Annotated in this window: 25 protein-coding genes; 11 read left to right on the plus strand and 14 right to left on the minus strand. The window is 72.4% G+C overall.

Going from position 1 to position 25187, the window contains the following annotated elements; genetic code table 11:
• Positions 1-29: 29 nt before the first annotated feature.
• The 3 genes from ACZ4TO_RS02855 to ACZ4TO_RS02865 all read right to left on the minus strand — a co-directional run bounded on the left by ACZ4TO_RS02855 (position 30) and on the right by ACZ4TO_RS02865 (position 2462).
• The gene (locus tag ACZ4TO_RS02855; RefSeq protein WP_468023220.1) at positions 30-1007 is read right to left on the minus strand and encodes a pectate lyase family protein; all 978 of its coding nucleotides are present in this window, start codon (positions 1005-1007) and stop codon (positions 30-32) included.
• A gap of 377 nt (positions 1008-1384) precedes the next feature.
• Positions 1385-1771 (minus strand): PPOX class F420-dependent oxidoreductase, encoded by a 387-nt coding sequence (locus ACZ4TO_RS02860; RefSeq protein ID WP_382779826.1) that lies wholly within the window; start codon positions 1769-1771, stop codon positions 1385-1387.
• A 55-nt stretch (positions 1772-1826) separates the two neighbouring features.
• Positions 1827-2462: an HAD family acid phosphatase gene (locus ACZ4TO_RS02865; protein ID WP_468023221.1), complete on the minus strand. Its 636-nt coding sequence runs from the start codon at positions 2460-2462 to the stop codon at positions 1827-1829.
• Between the two features lie 258 nt (positions 2463-2720).
• Between ACZ4TO_RS02865 and ACZ4TO_RS02870 the strand changes: the two genes are divergently transcribed.
• Both ACZ4TO_RS02870 and ACZ4TO_RS02875 read left to right on the plus strand, forming a co-directional pair.
• A complete protein-coding gene (locus ACZ4TO_RS02870; RefSeq protein ID WP_382779820.1) occupies positions 2721-4073 on the plus strand; it encodes an NAD(P)/FAD-dependent oxidoreductase in 1353 nt (450 codons plus the stop codon).
• A 312-nt stretch (positions 4074-4385) separates the two neighbouring features.
• Positions 4386-5771 (plus strand): S1 family peptidase, encoded by a 1386-nt coding sequence (locus tag ACZ4TO_RS02875; RefSeq protein WP_468023222.1) that lies wholly within the window; start codon positions 4386-4388, stop codon positions 5769-5771.
• 152 nt (positions 5772-5923) lie between these two features.
• On the opposite strand, the gene ACZ4TO_RS02880 is transcribed toward ACZ4TO_RS02875, so the two are convergent.
• Both ACZ4TO_RS02880 and ACZ4TO_RS02885 read right to left on the minus strand, forming a co-directional pair.
• On the minus strand, positions 5924-6115 hold the full coding sequence (locus ACZ4TO_RS02880; protein WP_365488181.1) for a hypothetical protein: 192 nt from the start codon (positions 6113-6115) through the stop codon (positions 5924-5926).
• Positions 6116-6190: 75 nt separating this feature from the next.
• Positions 6191-6886 (minus strand): L,D-transpeptidase family protein, encoded by a 696-nt coding sequence (locus tag ACZ4TO_RS02885; protein ID WP_382779813.1) that lies wholly within the window; start codon positions 6884-6886, stop codon positions 6191-6193.
• 261 nt (positions 6887-7147) lie between these two features.
• Here ACZ4TO_RS02885 and ACZ4TO_RS02890 point away from each other — a divergent pair, with 261 nt between their 5' ends.
• Positions 7148-8548, plus strand: coding sequence for a pyridoxal phosphate-dependent decarboxylase family protein (locus ACZ4TO_RS02890; protein ID WP_468023223.1), 1401 nt, complete (start codon positions 7148-7150; stop codon positions 8546-8548).
• Between the two features lie 80 nt (positions 8549-8628).
• Here the strand turns inward: ACZ4TO_RS02890 and ACZ4TO_RS02895 are convergent, their stop codons facing one another.
• The 5 genes from ACZ4TO_RS02895 to ACZ4TO_RS02915 form a co-directional block, all read right to left on the minus strand.
• The gene (locus ACZ4TO_RS02895; RefSeq protein WP_468023224.1) at positions 8629-8982 is read right to left on the minus strand and encodes a VOC family protein; all 354 of its coding nucleotides are present in this window, start codon (positions 8980-8982) and stop codon (positions 8629-8631) included.
• Positions 8983-9039: 57 nt separating this feature from the next.
• On the minus strand, positions 9040-9852 hold the full coding sequence (locus ACZ4TO_RS02900; protein WP_468023225.1) for an SDR family NAD(P)-dependent oxidoreductase: 813 nt from the start codon (positions 9850-9852) through the stop codon (positions 9040-9042).
• A gap of 61 nt (positions 9853-9913) precedes the next feature.
• On the minus strand, positions 9914-10840 hold the full coding sequence (locus tag ACZ4TO_RS02905; protein WP_382779802.1) for an SDR family oxidoreductase: 927 nt from the start codon (positions 10838-10840) through the stop codon (positions 9914-9916).
• A gap of 175 nt (positions 10841-11015) precedes the next feature.
• Entirely contained in the window at positions 11016-11645 is a 630-nt protein-coding gene (locus ACZ4TO_RS02910; protein ID WP_382779799.1) for an MBL fold metallo-hydrolase, read from the minus strand.
• A complete protein-coding gene (locus tag ACZ4TO_RS02915) occupies positions 11645-12730 on the minus strand; it encodes an S-(hydroxymethyl)mycothiol dehydrogenase (protein ID WP_385038448.1) in 1086 nt (361 codons plus the stop codon). The genes ACZ4TO_RS02910 and ACZ4TO_RS02915 overlap by 1 nt, the downstream gene beginning before the upstream one ends.
• A 352-nt stretch (positions 12731-13082) precedes the next feature.
• On the opposite strand from ACZ4TO_RS02915, the gene ACZ4TO_RS02920 reads away from it, so the two are divergent.
• Positions 13083-14639 (plus strand): rhodanese-like domain-containing protein, encoded by a 1557-nt coding sequence (locus tag ACZ4TO_RS02920; protein ID WP_468023226.1) that lies wholly within the window; start codon positions 13083-13085, stop codon positions 14637-14639.
• The gene (locus ACZ4TO_RS02925) at positions 14636-15382 is read left to right on the plus strand and encodes a sulfite exporter TauE/SafE family protein (protein WP_382779791.1); all 747 of its coding nucleotides are present in this window, start codon (positions 14636-14638) and stop codon (positions 15380-15382) included. Before ACZ4TO_RS02920 ends, ACZ4TO_RS02925 begins: the two co-directional genes overlap by 4 nt.
• 3 nt (positions 15383-15385) lie before the next feature.
• Here the strand turns inward: ACZ4TO_RS02925 and ACZ4TO_RS02930 are convergent, their stop codons facing one another.
• Complete coding sequence (locus ACZ4TO_RS02930; protein ID WP_369486316.1) at positions 15386-15673, minus strand: metal-sensitive transcriptional regulator; 288 nt, start codon at positions 15671-15673, stop codon at positions 15386-15388.
• Positions 15674-15755: 82 nt separating this feature from the next.
• On the opposite strand from ACZ4TO_RS02930, the gene ACZ4TO_RS02935 reads away from it, so the two are divergent.
• From ACZ4TO_RS02935 to ACZ4TO_RS02945, 3 genes are all read left to right on the plus strand, one after another.
• The gene (locus ACZ4TO_RS02935; protein WP_468023227.1) at positions 15756-16328 is read left to right on the plus strand and encodes a rhodanese-like domain-containing protein; all 573 of its coding nucleotides are present in this window, start codon (positions 15756-15758) and stop codon (positions 16326-16328) included.
• A gap of 91 nt (positions 16329-16419) precedes the next feature.
• Entirely contained in the window at positions 16420-18174 is a 1755-nt protein-coding gene (locus ACZ4TO_RS02940) for an ABC transporter ATP-binding protein (protein ID WP_382779782.1), read from the plus strand.
• 284 nt (positions 18175-18458) lie between these two features.
• Entirely contained in the window at positions 18459-19361 is a 903-nt protein-coding gene (locus tag ACZ4TO_RS02945) for a helix-turn-helix transcriptional regulator (RefSeq protein ID WP_468023228.1), read from the plus strand.
• A 50-nt stretch (positions 19362-19411) separates the two neighbouring features.
• Here ACZ4TO_RS02945 and ACZ4TO_RS02950 read toward each other — a convergent pair whose 3' ends face one another.
• On the minus strand, positions 19412-19708 hold the full coding sequence (locus ACZ4TO_RS02950) for a hypothetical protein (RefSeq protein ID WP_468023229.1): 297 nt from the start codon (positions 19706-19708) through the stop codon (positions 19412-19414).
• 172 nt (positions 19709-19880) lie between these two features.
• On the opposite strand from ACZ4TO_RS02950, the gene ACZ4TO_RS02955 reads away from it, so the two are divergent.
• A complete protein-coding gene (locus ACZ4TO_RS02955) occupies positions 19881-20246 on the plus strand; it encodes a nuclear transport factor 2 family protein (protein WP_326783928.1) in 366 nt (121 codons plus the stop codon).
• Between the two features lie 275 nt (positions 20247-20521).
• On the opposite strand, the gene ACZ4TO_RS02960 is transcribed toward ACZ4TO_RS02955, so the two are convergent.
• Positions 20522-21541 carry a polyprenyl synthetase family protein gene (locus ACZ4TO_RS02960; protein ID WP_468023230.1) on the minus strand — a complete coding sequence of 340 codons (1020 nt, stop codon included), beginning with the start codon at positions 21539-21541 and terminating at the stop codon, positions 20522-20524.
• Positions 21542-21705: 164 nt separating this feature from the next.
• On the opposite strand from ACZ4TO_RS02960, the gene ACZ4TO_RS02965 reads away from it, so the two are divergent.
• Positions 21706-22950: a glycosyltransferase gene (locus ACZ4TO_RS02965; protein WP_468023774.1), complete on the plus strand. Its 1245-nt coding sequence runs from the start codon at positions 21706-21708 to the stop codon at positions 22948-22950.
• Between the two features lie 72 nt (positions 22951-23022).
• On the opposite strand, the gene ACZ4TO_RS02970 is transcribed toward ACZ4TO_RS02965, so the two are convergent.
• Entirely contained in the window at positions 23023-23694 is a 672-nt protein-coding gene (locus tag ACZ4TO_RS02970; protein ID WP_382779770.1) for a TetR/AcrR family transcriptional regulator, read from the minus strand.
• 226 nt (positions 23695-23920) lie between these two features.
• On the opposite strand from ACZ4TO_RS02970, the gene ACZ4TO_RS02975 reads away from it, so the two are divergent.
• Positions 23921-25180: a YncE family protein gene (locus tag ACZ4TO_RS02975; protein WP_468023231.1), complete on the plus strand. Its 1260-nt coding sequence runs from the start codon at positions 23921-23923 to the stop codon at positions 25178-25180.
• The last annotated feature ends 7 nt before the right edge of the window (positions 25181-25187 follow it).

A 25187-nucleotide genomic window follows, 5' to 3' on the forward strand; every position in this document is an offset into this window, starting at 1 on the left:
GACCGGCCGGGGCGCCCGGAGGCGGGGTGTCAGAGCTTCCCGGTGCCCGCGCCGGACGTCACCGAGGCGACGACGGTCGAGGACGGCTCGGCGGCGTAGCTGTAGGGCGGCTTCGTGAACGTGCCGACCTGCGAGATCTCGGTCGCGGCCCCGCCGAGGTCGTTGCCGCTGAGGTTGGCGTGGCCGTCCACGTCGCTGTCGCGGTTCGTGGTGACGGCGACCGCCGTGCTCCGGAAGACGTTGTTCTCGACGAGCATCTGGGCGCCCATGCGGGAGTGCACGGCGGTGTCGGCGCCGACGACGTAGTTGTCGTAGAAGTGCCCGGTGCCGAAACGCAGGCTGGGGATACGGGAGTTGACGTTGTTGAACCAGTTGTGGTGGTACGTCACCCGCAAGTGCCCGGTGTCCTCGCTCGCGTTGCTGTCGCTGTGGCCGACGAGCGAGCCCTTGTAGTGGTCCTTGAACGTGTTCCAGGAGACGGTGACGTAGTCGGAGGCGTGGGTGATGTCGACCAGGCCGTCGTAGTAGTCCTTGCCGTGGTCGCGGTCGGACGAGAAGGCGTTGTGGTCGATCCACACCTTCGTCGAGGCCTGGACGGTGATCCCGTCGGCGGGCGCCACCGGCTTGCTGATGTTCAGGTTACGGACGACGACGTTGGTGACCTTCTTCAGACGCAGTCCGCCGCCGGTGAACCCGGACGCCGAACCGACGCCGAGGACCGTGGTGTTGGAGCCGATGTCGACCTGGCCGCTGAGCGGGATCAGGCCGCTGACCTTCACGACCTTGGCCGTGTCACCGGTGACGGCGGTCTTGAAGGCGGCGAGTGTCGTGACGGTGACGGCGGTCGCGCCGCCGCCGCCCGTGGTCCCGGCGCCGAAGCCGACCGGCGCGGTCTCGGCGGCTCCGGCCGACTGGGGCAGCACGAGTGCGGCGGTGACCGCCAGGGCGGCGGCACCGACGGTCAGCAGGGCCGGACGGAAGCGCCGGCGTGGGGGGAGCGTACGCATGCGGGTGTGTCCCTTCAGAGGCGACTCTGGACATGTACACGGATGCCGTACCTGTATCTGAACAGCGCAGGGCGTGCGACACGACGTTCACGACCCGAACACGAGCTTGGCTGGTGCGACTTTCCCAGGTGGTGCGGCTCGGAGAGCTCATGTCTCGTATACGAGATGTCACACGCGGGTCACCCTGCTGAACGGGAACGTAGGCGGTAAGCGCTTTCTAGTCAACGTCTCCCGCAGTACACATCCGGCCAACTCCCGTATCGGCGGCGCGCCCACGCCGACGCGGAAGGCGGTGCGGACATGCGAAAGGGAGGGCGCCCTCGGCGCCCTCCCGAATACGTCACACGGCTCGACATCCGTCGTCGCGACGGACCGCGTCACGGGGACAGGGTGATCCGGATACCGACGGTGCCGCTCTCGCCGCGGCGCAGCCGGCTGCCGAACAGGGTGAGCCGGCCCACCAGCCCGTACTTGCGGGCGAGAAGCTTGCGGTAGCGGGCCGTCTCCGCCGCGTCGACGATCTCGGCCGTGGCGGGGACCGGCTCCCCCGTCGGCCTGCCGCGCACGTCGCAGGGACCGACCAGGACGTCGGCCCGGTTGCGGATGCGCTTCACCTTCCAACTGTCCGAGACGGTCCAGGCGCCCAGCGCCGCCCCGTCCCGCACCACCCACACGGGTGTGGCGACCCCCGTACCGTTCTTGCGATAGCTGGTGATCAGCAGGTACTTGCCCGATCCGAGCGTGTCCAGCGAGGCCTCGTCCATGGCCGAAGTGTAAGCACGCCGGTCCGAGGCCCCGTCGGCACCCGAGCCGTCCCGGTCAGGAAAGCTGTCCGTCGTAGTCGGGCAGCTTGAACGTGCGCTCCGCGTGGCCGCCGACCAGGTCGGTGGTGTTGTTGCCGACGTTGGCGATGATCGTGTACCCGCGGGACTCGATCTCCGCGCGCTTGCCGGTCTTGTAGGCGCCGACCTCGTCGAAGAGGTCGGGCAGATCACGCACGTAGAGTCCGTCGACCGGGTAGCCGGCGCACTTCAGGTTCCACTTCGTCTCGCTGGCGATGATGCCCGGGCGGGCGGTCACGAAGAACACGGCCACGCCCCGGGAGTGGGCGTAGCGGGCGAGGGCCAGCGAGGCCTTGACCGCCGGGGTGGGCAGCTCGTACCAGGGGTGGAAGTCCGTCTCCAGCGCGGTGTTGTCGATGTCGAAGACGACCGCGAGCTTCTGGCCCCCGGCGTTCGCGGTGCGCTGCTCGACGTACGGGACCGCCTGGTCGATGACGGCCTGGACGTCGCTCTGCCAGGTGGCGTAGTCGACACCGGCCGTCGCGGAGACGCTCGAGACCGCCTGGGCCGGGGCCGCGGCGGCGGAACCGGCCGCGCCGACCGTCCCCCCGAGCCCGAGCGCCACGACCGCCGACATCGCACCTATCCGCCGCACCGCACCACGTCGCGTCATGCCTGTCCCCTTTTCACATCTGCTCGTCGGAGTGCGCGAGTCGGTCGAACCCACGCATCGAGAAGGCGACGGTGCCTGGCTCCGTCGCCGTGGCGGAAATGATCCTGGCAGCCCGTGTACGGAGGGGGAAGAGGTAGTTACCGATCGGTAGAGATCGTGCTTCACGCGCTTCGGGGTACGCGGCGGTGCAGTGGCACACGCCCGCGAGCCGTGTGAGCCTGGGCTCGCGGCTGGCACCAGTGGAGAGAGGCTGCTCAGATGCAAGGACCGAACATCGTCATCGTCGGCGCGGGATTCGCCGGAGTCGAGGCCGCCAGAAGCCTGGAGCGGACGCTCACCCCCGGCGAGGCCCGGGTCACCCTGATCAGCCCGACGGACTATCAGCTCTACCTGCCACTGCTGCCCCATGTCGCCGCCGGTGTCGTCACACCGCAGTCCGTCGCGCCCTCGCTGCGCCGGATCCTGCACCGCACCGCGCTGGTGCCGGGCGGAGTGATCGGTGTCGATCCGGAGGCCAAGGTGTGCGTCGTCCGGAAGATCACCGGGGATCTCGTCGACCTGCACTACGACTACCTGGTGCTCACCCCGGGAAGCGTGACCCGCACCTTCGACATCCCGGGTCTCGCGGAGGAGGCGCGCGGCATGAAGACGCTCGCCCAGGCCGCGTATCTGCGTGACCACGTGATCGCGCAACTCGACCTGGCGGCGGCGACGCCGGACCACGACGAGCAGGCCGCGCGGCTCCAGTTCGTGGTGGTCGGCGGCGGGTACGCGGGCACCGAGACGGCGGCCTGCCTCCAGCGTCTGACCACCGCCGCGGCGCGGCGGTACCACCCCCGCATCGACCCGGACCTCATCAAGTGGCATCTGGTCGACGTCGCCCCGAAGCTGCTGCCCGAGCTCGGGGACAAACTGGGCGCGGACGCGCTGCGGACGCTCAGTGAGCGCGGTGTGCAGATCTCGCTGGGCACCTCCGTCGCCTCGGTCACCAAGGACGAGGTCACCCTCACCGACGGGCGGGTGCTGCCGTCGCGGACGCTGGTGTGGACCGCGGGCGTCGCCGCGAGTCCGCTGGTCGACTCGCTGGGCGCGGAGACCGTGCGCGGACGGCTCGTCGCCGAACCCGACTTCAGGGTGCCGGGCCTCGACGGGGTGTTCGCGCTGGGCGACGCCGCGGCGGTTCCCGATCTGGCCAAGGGCGACGGCTCCCCCTGCCCGCCCACGGCCCAGCACGCGGCCCGGCAGGGCCGGCACGCGGCCAAGGTCCTCGCGGCGAAGCTGCGCGGCGAGCCCACGCTGCCCTACCGGCACAAGGACCTCGGTCTGGTCGTCGACCTCGGCGGCCACGACGCCGTGTCCAAGCCGCTCGGCATCGGCCTCAAGGGCGCGCCCGCGCAGCTCGTGGCCCGCGGATACCACCTGTACGCCCTGCGGACGGGCGCCGCCCGGTTCCGTACGGGTGCCAACTGGCTCCTCAACGCCGTGGCGGGCGACGACTTCGTCCGCACCGGATTCCTCGCGGACCGCAAGGGGACGCTGCGGGACTTCGAGCGTACGGACGTGTATCTGACCCGGGACGAGGTGGCAGCCCGGACCCGCGCCCACGCCTGAATCCGGCCGAACGGCCCCGGCCGCCCCCGACGGTCCCGTCCGTCGGGGGCGGCCGTGTCGTCCGCCCTGCCCCGGTGGTGTCAACGTCCTGCGGGGCAGGGCGACTTCGGCGCACCGCGGTCTTCGCCGAAAGGCGGGACCGGCACACGCGCACGGTCCTGAAGCGGCCGTTCCCGACGCGAATCGGCCACCCCGTCGCCGGCTCCGGACGGTGGTGAACAACCGGGCCGGGGCGCACGTATGAGGGGAGGGCCCTCGACCGGGGCCTTCGGCGGCGGTGACGCCGCCCCGTACGGTTTCGGGAGCCCTGGCATGAGGCACGCACGACGACGGATCGTCCAACGGGGGGCGCGACTCGCGGCCGTCGGCGGGCTGCTCTGCGGGGGGTTCATGGTCACCCGCGCCATGGCGAGCGAACCGTCCGACGTGTCGGGCACCGCGGCCGCGACGCGGGCCGCGGCGGACACGGGCGCCGGTCTCGTGTCCCGGCTGGGCACCTCGCGGACGGCCGGCAACTGGATAGCCGCCGACGGGCGTCCCGTCGTGGCGGTCACCGACGCCGACGCGGCGGACGCGGTGAAGCGGGCGGGTGCCCGCCCGAAGGTCGTGACGCACAGCATGCAGGACCTCAAGTCCGCCACACAGAAGCTGAGTTCGGCGCCCCGGGTACCGGGTACGGCGTGGGCGGTGGACTACACGAAGAACGAGGTGGTGGTCCAGGCCGACAGCACGGTCTCCGCCACCGACTGGTCGCGCATGACGAAACTGGCCGACGGCATCGGCGACTCGGTGCGGATGCAGCGGACGCAGGGCACCTTCACCACGCGGGTGAACGGCGCGCAGGCGATCTTCTCGACCGGCGGGCGCTGCTCAGCCGGCTTCAACGTAACGAGCCCGCAGGGTGAGTTCATCCTCACGGCTGGGCACTGCGGCCCCGAGGGATCGGTCTGGTTCTCCGACAACACGGGCCGCCAGCAGGAGGGCCGCACGGTCACGACGGCGTTCCCCGGCAGTGACTTCTCGCTGATCCAGTACGACAGCGGCCGTCAGCCCTCTGACGCGAGCAACGTCGTCGCCATCGGCGGCGGCAACGGCGTACGCATCACGGGCGCCGCCGATCCGGCCGTGGGCCAGCGGGTGTTCCGCAGCGGCAGCACCAGCGGACTGCACGACGGCAAGGTGACCGCGCTCAACGCGACGGTCAACTACCCGGAGGGCACGGTCACCGGGCTGGTCGAGACCACGGTGTGCGCCGAACCGGGCGACAGCGGCGGTCCGTTGTTCTCCGAGGGCATCGCGCTCGGGGTGACCTCGGGCGGCAACGGGGACTGCAAGAGCGGCGGTACGACGTTCTTCCAGCCGGTCACCAAGGCGCTGACCGCACTGGGGGTGACGCTCGCGGGCCAGCCCGCGCAGGGTGGCGCGGGTGCCGCGGCCCAGCCGTCCGTCGCCCCGTCGGCCTCCGCGATGGCCTCGCAGGGTGGAGCGCCGGGTGCGGCGGCTCCGGGCGCGGTGGAGGCGGTGGGTGGGAGCGGTGCGGCCCAGACGTTCGTGTCCGCGCTCACCGACCCGAACAATGTCGGCCCCGGTCTGCTCGTCATCGGAGGAAGCGTCATCGCGTTCGTGGCGACCCGCTTCATCCGCACCGAGCAGGACCGCAACGCCTACCGGCGGCAGTATTCACAGAGCTGGGGCTGAGCGGTCCGCAAAGCTGAGGCCCGGCGGTCACGGCCGCCGGGCCTGCTGTTGCGACCCGGAGCCGGATGACCGGGTCCGGGTCGTCGGAGTCCGGTGCCGAGGTTCGAGGCCGTGGCTCTCCTTGTTCGGGGAGCCCTGCCGGACACGGAAGGTCAGGCGGCCCGGGTCGCCGAGGACGACGGGGCGGCCTTCGCCCACTCGAGGACGAGGCGCTGGTACTCGCGCCGCTCGTCCATGTTCAGCGACCCACCTGCCCGGAACCAGAGAGCCCGGATCTCCTCGTTGACTTCGGCAGCGGATCGCTGAGTGTCGTTGTCAAGAGTGGTGCACATGCCGTGAAGCATACGGCCCTTGACGTGAAGATGATGTGAGTAAAGACCCACCCGGCGACATAACGGACCGTGAAGCTCGTCACTCGCTCACGTTCCGGGCTTGCGGCCGTACACGTAGACGTCGTCACCGTTCTTGAGCAGCGACCAGTACTTCTTGGCCGTCGTCGGGGTCATGTTGACGCAGCCGTGCGAGCCGGGCGGGTTCCACATGCTGAGGCCCACCGAGTGGAAGGCCTGGCCGCCGTCGAAGAACTGGCTGTACGGCATGGACACGTTGTAGATGCTCGAGACGTGGTCGATGTCACGCCAGTAGATCTTTTTCAGGCCGGTACGCGTCTCGTAGCCGTCCCTGCCGGTGCGGACCGGGACCGGCCCGTAGACCAGGCGGCTGCCGTCCTGGATCCAGCTGAGCTGGAGGGTGAGGTTGACGCAGGCGATCCGGCCCTTGTTGACCGGGCACTTGCCGTCCCGGTTGGGGTTGGTCCCCACGGCCTTCTGCTTGTTCATGAGATCCATCACGCCCCAGGTGACGGGTCCCGCGTACCCGATGTTCGGGGTGATGCCGTGCTTGTTCTGGAAGGCCTGGATCGCCTTGCAGTCGGCGGCGGACTGCCTGCCGTCCACGGGCCGCCCGAGGAACTTCTCCACCTGCTTCTGGTACGGGCCGGCGGCCGTCGTACAGCTCGCGGCCTGAGCGGGTGCCGCGCCCAGCGCGAGGGTGAGCGGCGCCACGAGTCCCGTGAGTCCGAGCGCGACAGCTCCCCGCCTGCGTGTGTCCCCCATGGCGGACCTTCCTGTTGTTTTCATCGTTCTGTCTGCACTGCTAGACAGCCCTAGAGGGTATTGCGTTGTACGGCCCGCCCCATAGGTACGGAACAGTGACATTCCTCGCTGTGACGGCTCCGGTTCCCGGCGGCGTCCCGGTTCTGCCGCGCCGTTGCGGCGCCCCGGGTCCGCCGACGGCGCCGGACGCCCACCGCGGACCGGTCCGGTTTCCCCGAAGTGGACCGCTCTTTCGAGGGACGTTGCTCATAGGCTGCCGTCATGCACCCGGCTCTCTCCGACGACCTCGACCGTCTCCCCGAACTCCTCCAGGCCGCCCGGGACTTCGCCGTCCACGAGGTGAGCGGCCTCGACACCCGTCCCGTCGCAGCCCTGGGCAAGGCGCCCGCGCCCGATCCCCTTCCGGCCGAGGGCGCCGGCGCGGAGGGGGCCCTGGCCCGGTTCGCCGGACGCTGGGCGCCCGGGTTCTCGGGTTCCGCGGGCCCGCGCTATCTGGGATTCGTCACCGGCGGCGCGACGCCCGCCTCACTGACCGGGGACTGGCTGACCGGCGCCTACGACCAGAACGTCTCGGGCGCCGCCGGCTCCTTCGCGAGCGCGCTGGAGCACGAGACGCTGGGCTGGCTGCGGGAGCTGTTCGGGCTCGGCGAGGAGCACCACGGGGCGTTCGTGAGCGGCGCGACGGTCTCGAACACGGTCGGGCTCGCCATCGCGCGGGAGTGGCTCGGCGAGCGCCGGGGTGTGTCGGTCTCGGACGAGGGAGCGGCCGCGCTGGGCCCGGTGGACGTGCTGTCGGGCAGCCCCCACTCGAGTGTCGCCAAGGCCCTGTCGGTGCTCGGTCTCGGGCGCGGCAGCCTGCGCCGGGTGCCGGTGCTGCCCGGCAACCGCGAGGCCGTGGACGTGGAGCGCCTCGATGCCGCGCTCCACGCGCTCGACGGGCGTCCGGCCGTCGTCGTGGCGAACGCCGGGACGGTGAACACGGTCGACTTCGACGATCTGCGGGCCGTCGCCGCGCTCAAGGAACGCCATGACTTCTGGCTGCACGTCGACGCGGCGTTCGGCGGGTTCGCCGCGCTGTCGCCGGCGCACTCCGCGCTGGTGGCAGGCCTGGACGAGGCCGACTCCGTCTGCGTCGACCTGCACAAGTGGCTCAACGTCCCCTACGACGCGGCCGTCCAGTTCACCCGTCGCCAGGACCTCCAGGTCCGGGTCTTCCACAACGCCTCGCCCTATCTCGGACTCCCCGGCGCCGACCCCGACTTCCTGCACCTGACGCCGGAGAACTCACGCCGGCTGCGCGCGCTCCCGGCCTGGTTCTCCCTGGCTGCCTACGGGCGCGAGGGGCATCGGGAGATCGTCGAGCGGAACGTCGCGCTCGCCCGGCGGCTGGGCGAGCGGATCGCCCGCGCTCCCGGACTGCGGCTCCTCGCGCCGGTGCGGCTGAACGTCGTGTGCTTCACCCTCGCCGAGGACCCGACGGAACGGCGTGTGCACGCGCTGGCGGACGCGGTCGCCGCCTCGGGCGAGGCCTTCGTGACACCGACGTGCTACGACGGCACACACGGACTGCGGGCCGCGTTCAGCAACTGGCGTACGTCCGAGGCGGACACGGACCGGGTGTTCGCGGCCGTCGAGCGGCACTGCGCGCAGCCGCGCCTGTGACGGTCCGCGCCGGGGGCGGTGGGGGCCGACTTCGGCCTCCCGGGACGGGCCGGCTTCGGCCCGTCCTCACGTCCGGTGGGTCAGGCGGGCTGCCACAGTTCGATCCGGTTGCCCTCCGGGTCGGTGACCCAGCCGAAGCGGCCGACGCCGTCCATGTCCTGGGTCTCCTCCGCCACGTCCGCTCCCCGGGCGCGCAGTTGCGCGAGCATCGCGTCCAGGTCGCGGACACGGAAGTTGAGCATGGTCTGCTGGCCGGGTGACCCGAAGTAGTCGGTCCCGGGCTCGAAGGCGGCGAACACCGTCGGCCCGGCCTCCGGGCGCCACAGACCGTGCTCGTCGGTGTCCAGGCCCAGGCAGTCGCGGTACCAGGCGCTCAGGGCCGCGGGGTCGCCGGCACGCAGGAAGTATCCGCCGATTCCAAGCACACGTTCCATGCGGCCATCCTGTCAGGAACAGCGCGGCACCGAGGGGCACCACACCCGCGGCCCGCCTCAGCTTCCGCCCTCGTCCCCGCCCTCTCCCCCGACCGCCTGCCGGAACCGCTTGTTGACGCCCAGCAGCCCGCCGTCGACGCACAGGGTCGTGCCGGTGATCCAGGCGGCGTCGGCGGAGGCGAGGAAGGCGACGGCGGCCGCGATGTCCTCCGGCTCGCCGACCCGGCCGAGCGGGTACAACAGCCGTGCCGCGGAGGCGAGATCGTCCTCGCGGCCCTCCCAGGCCGTGGTGCGGATCGTGCCGGGAGCCACGAGGTTGACCCGTACGCCCCGCTCGGCGGCATGGCCGGCGAGGGTGCGGGTGAGCGACATCAGTCCCGCCTTGGCCGCGCTGTAGGCGTGGTTGCCGAAGTCCTGGATGCCGTTGACGGAGCCGATGGTGACGATGGCCCCGCGGCCGGAGGCGACCAGGTGCGGGAGCGCGGCGCGGGCGCAGCGGTAGGCCCCGGTCAGGGTGATGTCGAGGTCGGCGGCCCAGTCCTCGTCGCTCTCGTCCTCGAAGAGCGGGGCGTCGGGGGTGCACCGGTAGGCGTTGTTGACCAGGACGTCGAGCGAGCCGAAGACGTCCACGGCGCGGGCCACGGCGGCCTCCACCTCGGCCCGCCGCCCCACGTCACAGGTGAACGCCTCGGCCCGCGCGCCGAGTTCACGCAGTGCGGCCGCGGTCTCCTCCGCCGCGGCCGCGTCCACGTCGGTGACGAGGACCTGAGCACCCTCCGCGGCCAGGCGGCGGGCGGTGGCCGCGCCGATCCCGCGGGCCGCGCCGGTGATCAGGACTCCGTACCCCTCGAACCGCCTCATCGCTGTCATGGCTGGGAAGGTACCTCCATGATCGTCGCGGCGACAGGGGTCGGCCCGCACGGGCCGCTCGTCAGCGGTACCCCGTGACGTCGGCGGGCTTCCCCTTGTCCTGCACCTCGACCATGTAGCGCCAGGCGTCCGGCCGGCTGCCGTCCCGGTCGGTGAAGCCGTACTCCCGGGCGAGCTGCCCGCTGGAGAGGGACTGGCCGTTCCAGCGCGCCCGTTCGGGATCGGCGGCCAGCGCGGCGACGGCGCGCCCCACGTAGAACGGCGTCTCGGAGATGGCGAAGTGCGGCTCGTTCTTCTCGGCGTCGTGCCAGTTCTCCTCGGTCACGCCGAAGGCTTCGAGCATCATCTCGGAGCGCAGCCAGCCGGGGGTGAGCGCCACGGCGGTGGCGCCGCGCGGGCCCAGTTCGTGTCCGAGGGCGAACGCCATGCGCAGGACGGCGGACTTGGCGATGTCGTAGAAGAAGGAGACGCGGTAGGTGTCCCGGTTGTACTCCGCGGTGCCGTCGGTCATCTCGACGACCAGGCCGCCCGGCCGGCGCAGCAGCAGGGGCAGCGCGTGGTGGCTGGTGATCGCGTGGGTCTCGATGGCGAGCCGGAGCATCCGGCGTCCGTTGTCGAGGTCGTGTTCCCAGACGGGCGCGTCCCACTCGAAGAGCTTCTCGCCGCCCCAGATGTCGTTGACCAGGATGTCGAGACGGCCCTGTTCGTCGGCGATCCGGTCGACGAGGGCGGCCACCTCGGCGGAGACGAGATGGTCGGTGGGGACGGCGATGCCCCGCCCGCCCGCCGCGGTGACCAGGTCCGCGGTGTCCTCGATGGTCTCCGGCCGGTCGTACTCCGAGCGCCGCTCCCGGGTGCTGCGGCCGGTCACGTAGACGGTGGCGCCGGCCGCGCCCAGTTCCACGGCGATCCCGCGGCCCGCGCCCCGGGTCGCGCCCGCCACCAGCGCGACCCTGTTCCGCAGCGTGCCTTCCAAGGGCCCTGACATGTCCGACCTCCGTGCGCCGTGGCGTCCACGGGCGGTCACCCGTGGTTTCTCCGAGCGTCTCGCGGAAGCCGGACATCTTCTGTCAGGTATCGGTGTGGCGTCCGCGCCGTTCCGCCGCGCGGCGGAGACGGACGGGCATCCGGGGCGGCCACATGGTGGAGCCGGTGGAGGCAGTTCAGTGGCCGCGGGCGATCCACGTCTCCAGGTGCGGGGCCTCCGCTCCGATCGTGGTCGTCTCGCCGTGTCCCGTACGGACGACCGTGTCGGCGGGCAGGGTGAGCAGCCGGTCGCGGATGGATTCGACGATCGTCGGGAAGTGGGAGTAGGACCGGCCGGTCGCCCCCGGGCCGCCCCGGAAGAGGGTGTCGCCGGAGAAGAGGGTGCCGAGGCCCGGGTCGTAGAGGCAGACCGCGCCGGGGGCGTGGCCCGGGGTGTGCAGCACGGTCAGATCGGTGCCCGCGGCCTCGATCACCTGCCCGTCCTGGAGCCAGGCGTCGGGCATGCGGTCCGGGTGGGTGAGCTTCCACAGCGGAAGGTCGTCCGGATGGAGCCAGATGGTGGCTCCGGTGCGCTCGGCCAGGGCGGGGGCGGCGTCGATGTGGTCGTTGTGGGCGTGGGTGCACACGATCCCGCGCAGCCGGCGGTCGCCGACCGCCTTCGCGATGGCGTCGGCGTCGTGCGCGGCGTCGATCACGACGGCCTCGTGGTCGTCGCCCACGATCCAGACGTTGTTGTCGACCTCCCAGGTGCCGCCGTCGAGCTCGAACGTGCCCGAGGTGACGAGGTGTTCGATGCGCGCGGTCATCAGAACGTCACCACCGAGCGCAGCACGTCGCCGTGGTGCATCCGCTCGAAGGCCGCCTCGATGTCGTCCAGGGCGATCGTCTCGCTCACGAACGCGCCCAGGTCCAGGCGTCCTTGGAGGTGCAGGTCGATCAGCATCGGGAAGTCGCGCGAGGGCAGACAGTCGCCGTACCAGGACGACTTGAGCGCGCCGCCGCGGCCGAAGACGTCGATCAGCGGGAGTTCGAGCTTCATGTCGGGGGTGGGCACGCCGACGAGGACGACCGTGCCGGCGAGGTCGCGGGCGTAGAAGGCCTGCGTGTACGTCTCCGGGCGGCCCACCGCCTCGATGACGACGTCGGCGCCGAAGCCGCCGGTGAGTTCGCGGATCGCCTCGACGGGGTCGGCGGTCCGGGAGTTGACGGTGTGCGTCGCGCCGAGCTTCTCGGCGGTGGTGAGCTTGCGGTCGTCGATGTCCACGGCGATGATCTTCGCCGCGCCGGCGAGCCGGGCGCCCGCGATCGCCGCGTCGCCGACTCCGCCGCAGCCGATGACGGCGACGGTGTCGCCCCGGCCGACGTTGCCGGTGTTGATGGCGGCGCCGATGCCGGCCATCACTCCGCAGCCGAGCAGTCCGGCGACCGCCGGGGAGACGGCCGGGTCGACCTTGGTGCACTGTCCGGCCGCGACCAGCGTCTTCTCGGCGAAGGCGCCGATACCGAGGGCCGGGGACAGCTCGGTGCCGTCCTTGAGCGTCATCTTCTGCTTCGCGTTGTGGGTGTCGAAGCAGTACCAGGGGCGTCCGCGCAGGCAGGCACGGCACTGTCCGCACACCGCGCGCCAGTTGAGGATCACGAAGTCGCCGGGCGCCACGTCCGTGACACCGGCGCCGACCGACTCCACGATTCCGGCCGCCTCGTGGCCGAGCAGGAACGGGAAGTCGTCGTTGATGCCGCCCTGCTTGTAGTGCAGGTCCGTGTGGCAGACCCCGCAGGCCTGGATCTTCACGACGGCCTCGCCCGGCCCCGGATCGGGCACGACGATCGTCTCGACGCGCACCGGCTCGTTCTTGCCCGGTGCGATCACGCCCCGTACTTCCTGCGCCATGTGAGTGAGCCCTTCGCTGGATGGACCTTCCGTCGACCGACCCTACGGGGTGACCCGCCGGTAGAAGGCCAGGTGGGCCACGGCGGCTCCGGTTCCGGTACGACGGACGGTCACCGGCGGGAGCGGGCAGAGCCCCGCGGCCCGCGCCCCGCTCGCCCACGTTCCCGATCGGCCCGCGCCTCCGATCGCCCGCGCCCCGATCGCCCGCACCCCGATCGGCGCCCCAGGCGCACCCACCACGGACGCTCGGATACCCCCGGGGGTACCTCTGTTACGGTGGATATACCCCCGGGGGTAATTTTCACCGAGCCGCGAAGCCCTCGGGCTGCCCGCGGAAGAGAGGAGTGCTGCCGTGTTCTTCGTCGACACCATCGAGGTGGCGGGCCTGGGCAACCGGAGCTATCTGGCCGGCGGCCCCCACACCGCCGTCGCCGTCGATCCGCCCAGGGACGTCGAGCGGGTGATCACCGCCGCGGCCCGGCGGGGCGTCCGGATCAAGTACGTCGTCGAGACGCATCTGCACAACGACTACGTGAGCGGCGGTCTGGAGCTGGCCCGGCTCACCGGGGCCGCCTACCTGGTCCCGGCCGGGGCCCGCGTCGCGTTCGAGCGTGTCCCGGTCGCCGACGGGGACACGGTGCCGGTGGACGCCGGACTGACCCTGGAGGCGCTGGCCACGCCCGGCCACACCCCGCACCACACCTCGTACGTCCTCAAGGACGACGGACACGCCGTCGCGGCCTTCACCGGCGGCTCGCTGCTCATCGGCACGGTCGGCCGGCCCGACCTGGTGGAGCCGCGGCTGACCGGCGAACTGGCCCGGGCGCAGCACGCCTCCGCGCACCGGCTCGCCGCGGAACTGCCCGACGACACCGTCGTCCTGCCCACCCACGGCTTCGGCAGCTTCTGCGCCGCCGGGACCGCCGACGGCGACGCGACCACCGTCGGGCGCGAGCGCGCCCGCAACGAGGCCCTGGTCAAGGACGTCGACGCCTTCGTCGCGGATCTGCTCGCCGGGCTCGACGACGTTCCCGCGTACTACGCCCACATGGGCCCCGCCAACGCCGGCGGCCCGGCCCCCGTCGACCTGACCCCGCCCGCGCCCGCGGACGCCGCGGAGATCGCCGCGCGGCTCGCGGCCGGGGAATGGGTGGTGGACCTGCGCAGCCGGCTCGCGTTCGCGGCCGGGCATGTCGCCGGAGCGGTCAACTTCGAGGCGGACGGCCAACTCGCGGTCCATCTGGCCTGGCTGCTGCCCTGGGGCAAGCCGGTGACCCTCCTCGCCGAGTCTCCGGAGCAGCTCGCCCGCGCACAGCGCGAACTGGTCCAGGTCGGCGTGGACCGTCCGGCCGCCGTGGCCGTGGGCTCGCCGGCCGACTGGCTGCGCGCGGGGGAACAGCCGCGCACCTTCCGGCGCGCGGTCTTCGCCGAACTGGCCGAGGTGTACGCGGCGGGCGAGACCGTGGTCCTGGACGTACGGCGCGACTCCGAGCGGGCCGGCGGGCACATCGCGGGGTCGGTACACATCCCCGTCCACGAGGTGCGCGACCGGTTCGGCGAGATACCCGCCGGGACGGTCTGGGTGCACTGCGCCGGAGGCATGCGGGCGGCCATCGCGGCCTCACTGCTCGACGCGACGGGCCGGGACGTCGTGGCCGTCGACGACGCCTTCACCGCGGCGGCGGCGTCCGGCCTGCCGATGACACGAAGCGCCCGGACCGGCCCCGACGCTCCCGGCACTCCGATCACCTCCGGCGACACGGCGGCTCCGGCTGGTCCCACCTCCCCCGCCGGTCCTTCCGACGGCGCCGCTCCCGCCGCTCACGCCGCCCCCTCGGACCCGGCCGGCACGACAGCCCCTACCGCCCCCGGCACCGCCTCCGTCGCGTTCGAGGACTCCGCCGCGTGAGTGTTCTGATCCTCGCCCTCCTCGCCGGGGGCGTGACCGGGCTCGCGCTCGGGGCGCTGGGCGGCGGTGGCAGTGTGCTGACCGTGCCCGCCCTGATCTATCTGCTCGGCTTCACCCCGTCGGCGGCCACCACCGCGAGTCTGGTCATCGTCACCCTCACCTCGGCGACCGCGCTGTCGGCGCACGCCCGGGAGGGCACCGTCCGCTGGCGGGCCGGAGCGCTGTTCGCGCTGGCGGGGCTGATCCCCGCGGCACTGGGCGGGGCGGTCTCCGGACTGCTGCCCCCGGCCGTGCTGACCGGCGCGTTCGCGCTGATCGCGGGCCTCGCCGCGTGGCGGATGCTGCGGCCGTCGGCCGAGGTCGCGGGGTCCACGCCCGCGGGGACCGGCCGGATCACCGGAACCGGCGCGGGCCTCGGCGCGGTGACCGGCGTGCTGGGGGTGGGCGGCGGCTTCCTCGCCGTACCGGCCCTGGTGAACGTCGTGGGTCTGCGGATGCGGGCCGCCGTCGGCACCAGCCTGCTGGTGATCACGGCGAACTCGCTCGCCGCGCTGCTCGCCCGGGCGGGAACGGCGCACAGTGTCGACTGGGCGGTCGTCGCGCCGTTCGCCGGAGCCGCCGTCCTCGGCGCGTGGGACGGCAAACGGCTCGCGGCCCGGCTCTCCGGCGGCACGCTTCAGCGGATCTTCGCCTGGGCTTTGCTGGCGGTGGCCGCGCTGATGTTCCTGGACGTCGTGCTGTGAGGCTCAGGCGAGCGACAGGAAGAGCTTCTCCAGCCGGGCCCGCATCTGGTCGCTGTCCTCGCCGTTCCTCGCGCCCTTCTCCACGTCGGTCAGGCACTGCTGGAGCCCGGTGGCGATGATCGCGAAACCGGCCCGGTCCAGGGCGCGGGAGGCGGCGGCGAGCTGGGTGACCACGTCCTCGCAGTCCCGCCCCTCCTCGATCATCCGGATCACCCCGGAGATCTGCCCCTGCGCCCGGCGCAGCCGGTTCAGCACCGACTTCAGCTCGTCACCCGCGAGTTCCAGTTCCACGAAGACTCCTCAATCCATACCCCTAGGGGTATCTTACTCCGCCCCCGCGGGGCACCCCCGAAGAGCAAGGATGACACTCCGCATGAACACCCCCGTCTCCCTCGACGCCGACCAGGCCCGCGGCCGCCTCGGCGAGCTGACCGTCATCGACGTCCGCACCCCGGGCGAGTACGCCTCCGGCCACCTGCCGGGCGCCCTGAACGTCCCGCTGGACCGGCTCCGCCACGCGCTGCCCGTGCTCGGGAACGCCCGCACCGGACTCCTCGTCGTCTGCGCCTCCGGCAACCGCTCGGCGAACGCCTGCGCCCTGCTGGCCGAGCACGGGGTGGCGGCGGCCACGCTCACCGGCGGCACCGGCGCCTGGGCGGAGCGCGGGCACGAACTGCACCGCCCGGCCACCACCGCGCGGGCCGGCTGGTCCATGGAACGCCAGGTCCGGTTCACCGCCGGAACCGTCGTCCTCACCGGCCTCGCGCTCGGACTCCTGCACCCCGCCTGGCAGTTGCTCTCCGCGGGTGTCGCGGGCGGCCTGGTCCTCTCGGCGCTCACGAACACCTGCGGGATGGCCGCGCTGCTCTCGAAGCTCCCGCACAACCGGCCTCGTGCGGCGGACCTGGACGCCACCCTCGCGGCCCTCGCGGACCGCGTGTCCTGAAGTCCGCGCCGACCGGGGGCAGTCGGGACCGGCCCGCCCGGGCCGCCGACGTAGCCTGAGGGCTCCGTCCCCCACTCCCGCGAGGAGCGCCGTGAGCCTGACCGAGGCCGAGCCCGAGGTGCCCGCGTGGCGCCTGCTGCTCGGGTACGTACGACCGCACCGCCGGGCCCTGTTCGGGGGCGCGCTGCTGGCACTCGCGACCGGGGCCACCGGTCTGCTGCTGCCCCTGGTCGCGCGCGGGCTCATCGACGATCTGTCGCACGACCGCCCGATCGGACGGGCCCTGCTCGGCATGGCGGCCCTGGTGGTGACCAACGCGGCGGTGGGGGCGCTGGGTTCGTACGTCCTGCGGCGCACCGCGGAGTCGGTGGTGCTGGGCGCGCGGCGCGCTCTGTCCTCGTATCTGCTGCGGCTGCGCATACCCGCCGTGGACCGCAGCGAGCCCGGCGACCTGATGGCGCGCATCACCTCCGACACGACCCTGCTGCGCGAGGTCACGACCGATTCCCTCGTCGGACTCGGCACCGGTGGTCTCACGCTCGTCGCGACGGTGGTCATGATGGGCCTGGTCGACCCGGTGCTCCTCGGCGTCACGCTGGGGGTGGTGCTGTGCGCGGGTTCGGTGCTCGGTGTGATCGTGCCGCGCATCAACCGGGCGAGCAGACGGGCCCAGGACGCCGTCGGGGTGATGGGGGCCTCGCTGGAGCGGACCCTCGGCGCCCTGCGGACGATCAAGGCGTCGGGCGCCGAGCACCGTGAGGAGCGCGGCGTCCACGAGGCCGCCGAGGAGTCCTGGCGGCAGAGCGTGCGGGCGGCCCGGTGGTCGGCGGCCGCCGGCAACACGGCGGGGCTGGCGATGCAGGTCGCCTTCATCACGGTCCTCGCGGTGGGCGGCGCCCGGGTCGCGACCGGCGCCATCGACGTCGGCACCCTGGTCGCCTTCCTGCTGTACGTGTTCTATCTGATGTCACCGATCCAGCAGGTGGTCGGCGCGGTCACGCAGTACCAGACGGGGGCCGCCGCGCTCGCCCGCATCCAGGAGGCGCTGCGGCTGCCCGCCGAACCCGCCGCCCTGCCCGCACCGCTGCCGGAGCCGGGCGCGGAACCGGCGGCGCTCGCCTTCGAGGACGTCCGCTTCCGCTACGCCGACGATCTGCCGTACGTGCACCACGGCGTGACGTTCGCCGTCCCGGCCCGGGGCCTGACCGCGTTCGTCGGCCCCTCCGGCGCGGGCAAGACCACCGTGTTCTCGCTCATCGAGCGGTTCTACGAGCCCGAGGCGGGCGTCATCAGCGTGGACGGCCGCCCGCTGGAGGAATGGGAGCTGCCCCGGCTCCGGTCCGTCATCGGCTACGTGGAGCAGGACGCGCCGGTGCTGTCCGGCTCGCTGCGCGACAACCTCCTGCTCGGCAACCCGGGGGCCGAGGAGGGCGAGCTGACACGGGTGCTGAAGACGACGCGCCTCGACGGGCTCGTGTCCCGGCTTCCGAACGGTCTGGACACCCTCGTCGGGCATCGCGGCACCAAGCTGTCCGGCGGCGAGCGCCAGCGCGTCGCCATCGCCCGGGCCCTGCTGCGCCGCCCCCGGCTGCTGCTCCTGGACGAGGCCACCTCGCAGCTCGACGCGGTCAACGAGGCGGCGCTGCGCGACACGGTCGCCGATGTGGCCCGTACGACCACGGTCCTGGTCGTCGCGCACCGGCTGTCCACCGTGACGACGGCCGACCGTATCGTCGTGATGGACGCGGGCCGCGTCCGTGCCGTGGGCACGCACCGCGAACTCGTCGCGGCGGACGCCCTCTACGCGGAACTGGCCACCACCCAGTTCCTCGCGACCGCGGGGTGACCGCGAAACCATCACCGCGAAACGATGGCCGCGCACCATGACCGTGGCTCGGTGACCACGGCTCCATGACCGCGCCCCGGCCCGCGGGGACGCCGACGCGTCGGCGGCACGCCCGGCCCGCCGGCACCACCCTCCGGCGGAGAAGCCCGCGGGATTTCCTTGGCGACGGTCCGGCTCTCCTCTATGGTGATGCCCTTCTTTCCGCCCCGGGGGCGGTCGTCCGCGCACGGCCGGCCCCGACCGGGCGGCGAGCACGTCCCACCCGGATACGCAGGCGACTGATCATGGTCAAAAACCGATACCCGGCCGGGCAGGCCGCCCCCGGGATCATCTCCGCGGCCCCCGTCGGCCCACCCGCCGGCCTGGAAGTGATCTCGCTGGCCGCGCTGCGCGCCCGGACCCGCGCCCACGGCACCGGTCTCGGCGTACCGCAGCGTCCCGGCTTCCACCAGGTGCTCACCCTGGCCTCCGGCACCCTGCGCCAGACCGTGGACTTCACCGCCCACGACGTCGAGCGGGACTCCTGGCTGTGGACCCGCCCCGGGCAGGTCCTGCAGTGGGGGGATCTCACGCGGGCCGAGGGGACGCTCATCGCCTTCGAACGGGACTTCCCCGGCGCGGCCACCGTCCGCGCGGCCCGGCTCGACGATCCGCACGGCCGCGTGCTGCGCACCCCGGAAGGCGGTGCGGCCGCCTCGTTGCGTGTGGCGACCGAACATCTGGAGCACGAGTTCCAGGCACCCGGGCGGCTGCCGCGCGACGCGCACGGTGCCGTGCTGCGTCATCTGCTGGACGTGCTGATCCTGCGCCTGGCCCATCTGGAGGGGTCCGACACCCCAGTCACCGGGCCCAGTGAAACCTTTCTTCGATTCCGCGCGACCGTCGAGCGGGACTTCGCCCGCACCCGGCGGGTGGACGACTACGCCCTCACCCTCGGCTACTCCGCCCGTACCCTGTCCCGGGCCGCCCTCGAATCGACGGGGATCGGCGCCAAGGAGTTCATCGACCGCCGGGTGATCCTGGAGGCCAAGCGGCTGCTCGCGCACACCGACCTGGCCGCCGCCCGCATCGCCGACCGGCTCGGTTTCTCCAGCGCCACGAACTTCGCCAAGTACTTCCACCAGCGCGCGGGGCAGGCCCCCATCGCGTTCCGTACGGCGGTACGCGGACGCGGGGAGGCGGGGTGATCCACGCCTCCCCTGCCCCGCGTACCGCCGCGTGACCCGAACGGCAGGCCCTAGGCCTCGATGCCCGGGAGCAGGCCGGTGACGGGGGCGGCGAGGTCGGTCACCTGGTGGAGCTGGTTCAGCTCGTACAGCCTGTTCAGTCCCCCGAGCTGGCTGGAGGGCCGGGGCAGCCGGCTCTGGGCCGCGGCGGGGATGTCGCTCGTCGCGAGGGAGTCGAGCGTGGTCATGGGGCTCAGCTTCGCGGTGTCGTGAGCTTCGGAGCCCGCGGCCGTCGCCATCGGCGCGGCGAGCCCTGTGACGCCGACGGCGAGACCAACGGCGGCGACGATACGTCGTGTTGAGATCATGCAATGAGCAACGGCCGCGGCCCCGGGACGGACACGGCCCGGTCCCCGCGCTCACCCGAGAGGCGCATCGGGCGTCTGCGTTTGCCGTGGGCCCCGAGGCGGAGGACGCTCGATACTGAGGCGCTTCGCGGTCGGCTCGTGGCCGGTCCGCGCCTTCCTGAGGAGGTCACCCATGGGCACAGCGGCAGCCCCCGCCTTCGACACCGAGGCGCTGCGCCGGGGCATTGAAGGACACAGTGCGGCAGATCTCCTGTCGCTCTACGCGGACGACGCGGAACTGCGCATCGTCGACCGCAACACCCAGCCCAGTCACCCGATGGTCAAACACGGCCGCGCCGAGATCGCCGAGATGCTCGACGACGTCTACAGCCGGGACATGACGCACAAGATGGACCAGTGCGTCGTCCAGGGCGATCACGTCGCCTACACCGAGACGTGCGTGTACGCGGACGGGGTGCGGGTGATGAGCACGTCGATGATGTCGCTGCGCGACGGCAAGATCATCGAACAGACACTGGTCCAGGCATGGGACGAGTAGGGAGGAACTGGCCGAAGGTCCAGGTCACGTCTCGTGTGACCTGGACCTTCTCCGCGGGCGCCGCGATGGGCAGTTCCCGTCCGGACCGTCGCCGCCGGGCCGCGGTCCGGGCGGCGGGCCTGCGGGTCTCCGCCTCCCTGCTGGACTCGCTGCTGCGGACCGCGCGTTCGCGGCAGCACCCCCCGGCACCTCGTCCGCCCCGAAGGCTGCGCATCCGGCCGCGGTGAGTCACGCCCGCCCCGTACCCGTCGGCGTCGAGGGCCGCAACGTCGCCGTCAGAGCTGGGTCGTGACCGCCCCGGCGACGGGCCTCGGCGCCCGGAGCAGCATGGGGGACGCCCGGTCCACGAAGTCGCGCAGAACCGCCGAATGGGCCGCGTCGCCGCCGAGTTCGCGCAGGAGACGGTGGGCCCGGTCGCGGAACGCGCTGATGTCCTCCTCGTACCGGCGCAGCACGTCGGGCGCCAGCAGGACGCCGGTGAGCGCCTCCCGTCCCTCGGGCGAGTGGCGTCCGGCGGCGTGCAGTCCGAGGACGTCGGCCGCCGAGTCCGGCCCGGCGTTCTCCACCGCGCAGGCCAGGAGATACGTCACCGTGCCGTTCGCGAGGTCTTCGTCGCGGCCGGTCAGGATGTCCTGCTGATCGTTGAAGAGCTGCCACAGGATGCCGAAGACGTTGCCGAACTCCCGCCAGAGTTCCACCCTTTCGTCCGAGCAGCCGGCCAGACGCGCCGCCATGGCGGTGACCATGCTGTACGGCGCCCCGGACTTCCCGAGGTACGCCGTGACGACGGCGTCGCACGTGACCTCGTCCACGTCGGCGCGAAGATCCCTCAACTGCCCCTCGGTCGCGCCGATCCAGCACCGCACGATCTCGGCCGACAGCGGGCCGCGCGCCTCCTCCGGGATCCGGGGCGACTGAACGACCAGCAGGGGAAGGGGTATTCCGCTGATGACGGTGGCGAGCAGCGCCTCGCTCTCGCGGAGCGCGCCGGCGGCGAGGACGGCCTGGCCGTCGGCGAGGTCGTCCAGGTAGCACGCGGAGGTCCACCACAGTTCATGGACGACGGCCAGCGGGACGGCCGGTCCGGGCGCCCCCGTCTCCACTCCGTGGACGATCATCGGCAGAACGGAGTGGGGGTAGGCGAAGGTCCGGTGAGCCAGGAGTTCGGCGACCGCGGCCCGGACGGACGCGGCCGCCGGGCCGAGCATGTCGAGCGCCGCGTTTCGCTCCGCGTCGATGTCCGCGGACATCTCCCCGTGCAGATCCAAGTACGACTTCGCTCGCACGCAGTCCACCCCCACCACTGAATTGTTCGAGCGCCGATTCGATCATTCGCCATGATGGCGAGCCAGAGCAATTTTGCGCCATGGCCGGTTTGCCGAGAGTCGCTTCCGGCAGCGCTAGGAGCGGGTCACAGGGTACGAAACTCGCCATACTGGATCCCGTGCGCGTTGCGATCATGACGGCGGGTTCACGGGGCGACGTGGCGCCGTTCACCGGACTCGGGCACGGCCTGGTGCGGGCCGGGCACGAGGTGACCCTGGTGACGCACGGATGTTTCGCCGGTCTGGTGCCGGGCTCGGGGGTGGGGTTCCACCCGCTGCCCGTCGATCCGCGGGCCGAGCTGGAGTCCGGGCCGGGGCGGCGGCTCCACCGCAGCGCCACGGGCGCCGGGAAGGTGGTCCGGCTCGCCGGGCTGGCGCGGTCGCTGGCCGGGCGGCTGACCGACGGCATGATCGCGGCCGCCTCCGGCGCCGACGTCCTGCTGCTGTCCGGTTCACTGGGACCGCTCGGATACGCGGTCGCGGAGGGGCTGGGCCTGCCCAGCATGGGAGTGCACCTTCAGCCACTGGAGCCGACCGGGGAGTTCGCGCCACCGGTGGCCGCCGCCGGATCCTGGGGGTCCGCGGTCAACCGGGCGGCGGGGTACGGGGTGAACCTCGCCGTCGAGCGGGTCTTCGCGCGGACGGTACGGGAGCTGCGCAAGGAGCTCGGCCTGCCGCCCGTGGGGACCGTCGCGGCCCGGCGGGCCCGCGAGCGGCGGGCCTGGCCGGTGCACCACGGGTTCAGCCCCCTCGTCGTGCCGCGGCCGCGGGACTGGAGACGCGGGCTCGACGTCTCCGGCTACTGGTGGCCCTACGTCAGCGAGGACGCCCGGCTCCCCTCCGCGCTGGAGGACTTCCTGGACGCCGGCCCCGCTCCGGTGTTCGTGGGCCTCGGCAGCGCGACCGTTCCCGATCCCGGGCGGCTGAGCGGCGAGATCGTCCGCGCGCTGCGGGCCGCCGGGCTGCGCGGGGTGATCCAGCGGGGGTGGGGCGGGCTGCACGCCACCGGCGAGGACATGTTCACCGTCGACGAGGTGCCGCACTCCCTGCTGTTCCCCCGGATGGCAGCGGTCGTGCACCACGCCGGGGCCGGCACGACGGCGGCGGGGCTGCGGGCCGGGATCCCCGCCGTGCCCGTGCCGGTCCAGTTCGACGAGGGTTTCTGGGCGGCCCGGCTGGTCGCTCTCGGGGTCGCGCCGGGCACCCTGTCGCCCCGCCGTCTGCGCGCCGAGCGGCTGGCGGCGGCCCTGGTCCGGGTGACCACGGACCCCTCGTACCGCCGGAACGCACGAAGCCTGGCGGAACATCTGCGCACGGAGGAAGGGGTGGCCCCGGTCGCGGAGGCCCTCACCCGTCTCGAACACCCCGGACGGTCCTGAGGGCCGCGGACCCGCCCCGCCTCGGCCCCGCCTCCCCCCGCCCCGGCTGTCCACGAGCCCCGCCCCGGCTGTCTACGAGCCCGGGGCGCCGTCCGTGACCCATCCCGCGGGCCGCAGGATCGCCAGGAGCTGGCGGACCAGTTCCTCCACCACCTCGTCCAGGGTCGCGTCCACCCAGCCGGCGTTCCAGTCGTGCAGCAGGCCGTTCACGCTGCCGATGAAGGCGGTGGCGGCCAGCCGGTAGTCGCGCGGCGCCGCCTCCCCGCGGGCCACGGCTCCGGCCGCCTCCCCGCAGATGAACTCCACCCACCGGGCCCGGCGGGCGAGCCGCTGCTCCTCCAGCCGCGCGCTCACGCCGATGATCTCCACGAAGGTGATGCGGATACGGCGCGGATCACTCGTCACGTTCGCCGCGTAGGCGCGGAAGAGGGCGGTGGCGCGCTCGGCGAGCGGCAGGTCGCGGGCCTCGGCGAGCGCGTCCAGGGCGGCCCGCTCGGCCCAGTCGTTGACCTGGAGATGGAGGACCGCCAGGACGTCCTCGAGGCTGCGGAACGCCTCGTAGAACTGGCGCGTGGACAGTCCCGCCGCCTCGCTGAGGGCCGCCACGGTCGTGGACCGGTAGCCGGGCCCGGCGCCGAACAGTTCCAGCCCCGCGTCGAGGAAGCGACGGCGGCGCTCCGCCTGCCGCTCCTCCGCCGTCCGGCCGCCGTACCGGCCGGTGGGCCGTCTCACCCTGCCGTCCACGCGTTCCTCCCCTGGCCCGAGCCGGCGTTCGCCCCTTCGGCGATTTTCTCGTGCACCGCCCCTTGTGAAGAGGCTCCCCCAGTCCTTACTTTCCAGTAAGCACACTTTGAAAGCACGCGTGTTCAGATTGCATCTTGTCATGATCGCGTCATTCTGACGTCGCGCACGCACAGCACGCGCTCCCGGTCCACCGACCCGCACTCCCCCACTACGACAGGGACCCTCCATGTCCGTGCTCAGAGCCAGACACCTCTGCACGCTCGCCGCGGCCCTCACGCTGACCCTCGGCGGCACGGCGACCGCCGCGTCCGCGGCCGCCGCCCAGGCCGGCACCTCCGATCTGCGCGAGGTGATGTTCGTCGGGAACAACTGGGAAGGCACCGCGGACGTCATCAAGTCCACCGGCGACTTCGCGAAGGTCGGCCGGGTCGACGTCATCCCGGACAAGGCCGAACGGATGGCGGCGATCAACGCCGACCCCATCAAGTGGGCCTACTTCATGGGCATCCGCAACGGCGTCGGCGAGGGGCACGACCAGTTCGTCGACGACATGTACTCCACGCCCGACGGACGGTCGGTGGTGGTCTCGCGCCCGAGCTTCGCCGACGTGGTCTCGATCGACCTCGCCACCGGACGGATCAACTGGCGTTTCGCCGTGTCGGGTTACCGCTCCGACCACATGGCCGTGTCGCCGGACGGCACCCGGGTCGCGGTGTCGGCCTCCACCGCGAACACCGTGCACGTGCTCGACATCACGACCGGCAGGCAACTCGGGTCGTTCGCCACCGGCGACAAACCGCACGAGAACATCTTCACCCACGACGGCAAGTACATCTGGAACATGGCGATCGGCGACGTGACCACCGCTCTCGACGAGCCCTGGCTGGACTGGACGAAGGGCGACCGGAAGATCACCGTCGTCGACGCGGCCACCTTCAAGCAGGTGAAGGTGATCGACATGCGCCAGCGCCTCGACGCCATCGGCCTCAGGGACTACTCCGACGCCGTGCGCCCGGCCGTCTTCTCGCCGGACGAGTCCAAGCTGTACTTCCAGGTCTCGTTCTTCAACGGCTTCCTGGAGTACGACGTGGCCACCGACAGGATCACCCGGGTGAAGACCCTCCCGAAGAACCCCGCGACGAGCAGCGACCGCACGACATGGGTCAACGACTCGCGCCACCACGGCATTTCGATGAACCCGTCGGGCACCGCGCTGTGCGTCGCGGGGACCATGGACGACTACGCGACGGTCGTCGACCGCGCGACCCTCCAGGAGGGGCCGCTGATCCCCGCCTCCAAGCCGTACTGGGCGACCGTGAGCGGCGACGGCAAGGACTGTGTCGTCTCCGAGAGCGGTGCCGACCAGGTCACCGCCATCGACTTCGCCACCGGGCGGAAGACGGTGTCGGTGCCGGTCGGCGACCATCCCCAGCGGGTCAGGCTCGGCCACGTCGAGGCGAACTGGACAGGGCCGGGCAGCAGTTGACCGGTGC

Source organism: Streptomyces sp. NPDC028298, assembly GCF_055565895.1.

What these genes read in the sequence shown, in the direction of transcription:
- ACZ4TO_RS02855 (WP_468023220.1), bottom strand. Translation starts at nt 1,007, where the DNA reads ATGCGTACGCTCCCCCCACGCCGGCGCTTCCGTCCGGCCCTGCTGACC.
- ACZ4TO_RS02860 (WP_382779826.1), bottom strand. Translation starts at nt 1,771, where the DNA reads ATGGACGAGGCCTCGCTGGACACGCTCGGATCGGGCAAGTACCTGCTG.
- ACZ4TO_RS02865 (WP_468023221.1), bottom strand. Translation starts at nt 2,462, where the DNA reads ATGACGCGACGTGGTGCGGTGCGGCGGATAGGTGCGATGTCGGCGGTC.
- ACZ4TO_RS02870 (WP_382779820.1), top strand. Translation starts at nt 2,721, where the DNA reads ATGCAAGGACCGAACATCGTCATCGTCGGCGCGGGATTCGCCGGAGTC.
- ACZ4TO_RS02875 (WP_468023222.1), top strand. Translation starts at nt 4,386, where the DNA reads ATGAGGCACGCACGACGACGGATCGTCCAACGGGGGGCGCGACTCGCG.
- ACZ4TO_RS02880 (WP_365488181.1), bottom strand. Translation starts at nt 6,115, where the DNA reads ATGCTTCACGGCATGTGCACCACTCTTGACAACGACACTCAGCGATCC.
- ACZ4TO_RS02885 (WP_382779813.1), bottom strand. Translation starts at nt 6,886, where the DNA reads ATGGGGGACACACGCAGGCGGGGAGCTGTCGCGCTCGGACTCACGGGA.
- ACZ4TO_RS02890 (WP_468023223.1), top strand. Translation starts at nt 7,148, where the DNA reads ATGCACCCGGCTCTCTCCGACGACCTCGACCGTCTCCCCGAACTCCTC.
- ACZ4TO_RS02895 (WP_468023224.1), bottom strand. Translation starts at nt 8,982, where the DNA reads ATGGAACGTGTGCTTGGAATCGGCGGATACTTCCTGCGTGCCGGCGAC.
- ACZ4TO_RS02900 (WP_468023225.1), bottom strand. Translation starts at nt 9,852, where the DNA reads ATGACAGCGATGAGGCGGTTCGAGGGGTACGGAGTCCTGATCACCGGC.
- ACZ4TO_RS02905 (WP_382779802.1), bottom strand. Translation starts at nt 10,840, where the DNA reads ATGTCAGGGCCCTTGGAAGGCACGCTGCGGAACAGGGTCGCGCTGGTG.
- ACZ4TO_RS02910 (WP_382779799.1), bottom strand. Translation starts at nt 11,645, where the DNA reads ATGACCGCGCGCATCGAACACCTCGTCACCTCGGGCACGTTCGAGCTC.
- ACZ4TO_RS02915 (WP_385038448.1), bottom strand. Translation starts at nt 12,730, where the DNA reads ATGGCGCAGGAAGTACGGGGCGTGATCGCACCGGGCAAGAACGAGCCG.
- ACZ4TO_RS02935 (WP_468023227.1), top strand. Translation starts at nt 15,756, where the DNA reads ATGAACACCCCCGTCTCCCTCGACGCCGACCAGGCCCGCGGCCGCCTC.
- ACZ4TO_RS02945 (WP_468023228.1), top strand. Translation starts at nt 18,459, where the DNA reads ATGGTCAAAAACCGATACCCGGCCGGGCAGGCCGCCCCCGGGATCATC.
- ACZ4TO_RS02950 (WP_468023229.1), bottom strand. Translation starts at nt 19,708, where the DNA reads ATGATCTCAACACGACGTATCGTCGCCGCCGTTGGTCTCGCCGTCGGC.
- ACZ4TO_RS02955 (WP_326783928.1), top strand. Translation starts at nt 19,881, where the DNA reads ATGGGCACAGCGGCAGCCCCCGCCTTCGACACCGAGGCGCTGCGCCGG.
- ACZ4TO_RS02965 (WP_468023774.1), top strand. Translation starts at nt 21,706, where the DNA reads ATGACGGCGGGTTCACGGGGCGACGTGGCGCCGTTCACCGGACTCGGG.
- ACZ4TO_RS02975 (WP_468023231.1), top strand. Translation starts at nt 23,921, where the DNA reads ATGTCCGTGCTCAGAGCCAGACACCTCTGCACGCTCGCCGCGGCCCTC.